Source organism: Bacillus sp. AFS059628, assembly GCF_002571225.1.
In the GTDB taxonomy this organism is placed as follows: Bacteria; Bacillota; Bacilli; order Bacillales; family Bacillaceae_G; genus Bacillus_A.
In genome coordinates, this window is sequence record NZ_NVEC01000132.1 from 1 (window position 1) to 1,857 (window position 1,857).

1 protein-coding gene is annotated in these 1,857 nt (G+C 33.4%); it reads left to right on the forward strand.

All coding sequences use genetic code 11. The annotated features are described in order from the left end of the window. Positions 1 to 295: 295 nt before the first annotated feature. Positions 296 to 1,498 carry an L-lactate MFS transporter gene (locus COL05_RS29960; protein ID WP_098671260.1) on the forward strand — a complete coding sequence of 401 codons (1,203 nt, stop codon included), beginning with the start codon at positions 296 to 298 and terminating at the stop codon, positions 1,496 to 1,498. Positions 1,499 to 1,857: the final 359 nt, after the last annotated feature.

Below are 1,857 nucleotides of genomic sequence, written 5' to 3' on the forward strand. Positions count from 1 at the left end.
ATTAAAGAGACGGTTTTATTGTTTTACTATTGAAAAAGGATTCAAAAACATCTGTAAATTTAACTTATACAAAACAATATGAATAACTATTACGTATTTAAAAAACATTTTTTGTATTTCATCCTTCGTTTTTTGTAACTGATTCCATGTTTTTGACGCTCTGTCTTGTAAGTGCTTACATAACTGAAAACATCTTATACAATGAAGGTGTTAAATCAAAAGAGGTGACCAAAATGAATATGAAAAAACAAAATTTAGCGAAAAGCATTGAAATAGAAAGAGGAGGCGGAAAGGTATGAAAAAATCAAATGTTAATCCATGGTTAGTTGTCCTAGGCACAGTCATCGTACAAATGGGGCTTGGAACAATATATACATGGAGTTTATTCAATCAGCCTTTAGTTAGCAAATACGGTTGGAGTCTTAACGCAGTTGCTATAACTTTCTCAATTACTAGTCTTTCCTTAGCATTTTCAACTTTATTTGCAAGTAAATTGCAAGAAAAATGGGGACTTCGTAAACTTATTATGATAGCTGGACTAGCATTAGGACTAGGATTAGTACTTAGTTCACAAGCTTCCTCATTAATTTTGCTTTATGTACTAGCGGGAGTTGTTGTGGGTTATGCAGATGGTACAGCATATATCACTTCATTATCTAATTTAATAAAGTGGTTTCCAGAGCGTAAAGGTTTAATTGCTGGAATTTCTGTCTCTGCATATGGTTCAGGTAGTTTAATCTTTAAATACGTTAACGCACAGTTAATTGAATCAGTTGGTGTATCCCAAGCATTTATATACTGGGGTTTAATTGTTACAGCTATGATTGTCCTTGGAGCTTGTTTAATCCATCAAGCTGCTGATCAAGTTGCAGTTCATGAAACCAAAACTCATGAGTATACAACGAAAGAAATGTTACGTACAAAACAAGTATACTTATTATTTATTATGTTATTTACATCATGTATGAGTGGTTTATACTTAATTAGTATGGTAAAAGACATTGGTGTTCAACTTGTAGGGCTTAGCGCAGCGACAGCAGCTAATGCGGTTGCTATGGTTGCAATATTCAATACGTTAGGTCGTATAATTTTAGGACCGCTATCAGATAAAATCGGCCGTTTAAAAATCGTTACTGGTACTTTTGTTGTTATGGCGAGTTCAGTCTTAGTTTTAAGTTTCGTAGATTTAAATTATGGTATCTACTTCGTATGTGTAGCAAGTGTAGCGTTTTGCTTTGGTGGAAATATCACTATTTTCCCAGCAATTGTTGGTGATTTCTTCGGTATGAAAAACCATAGTAAGAACTACGGTATTGTGTATCAAGGGTTTGGATTTGGAGCACTTGCAGGTTCCTTTATCGGTGCACTTCTAGGTGGATTCAAGCCAACATTCATGGTAATTGGCGTTTTATGTGTCGTATCATTTATTATCGCAATTTTAATTCAAGCACCTAAGCAGACAAAAGAACAAGAAGAAGAGTATCGCAGCGTAGCATAAGGATATAAATTTTCTATAACACTATGATTACAAAAAAGCATCCTGCTAAATAGGGTGCTTTTTTTGAGTTGTTTTAAATAGGTTATATGATCTTTGGGATTTTTTGAGATAAAAAATGAGTGGAATATCTATTTGGATTATATTGGAATGTTAAAATTGTTACATTATATTCGAACAACTTATTAAATCTTAAATGAGTAGCATGACATACATTGGTAGTTGTAAGATATATTTTCTCAATATTTTCAGAAAAATGTTGAGAAAATATATACTTGAATTTATGGCAGGGCTTTATCCCGCTTTAATGGGCAGTAAGACCCCCACCTCAAAATTGAGCGCAAGCAAAGAAGTTAGGTGGG

Coding starts and splice junctions, on each gene's coding strand:
- COL05_RS29960 (WP_098671260.1), top strand. CDS start 296: ATGAAAAAATCAAATGTTAATCCATGGTTAGTTGTCCTAGGCACAGTC.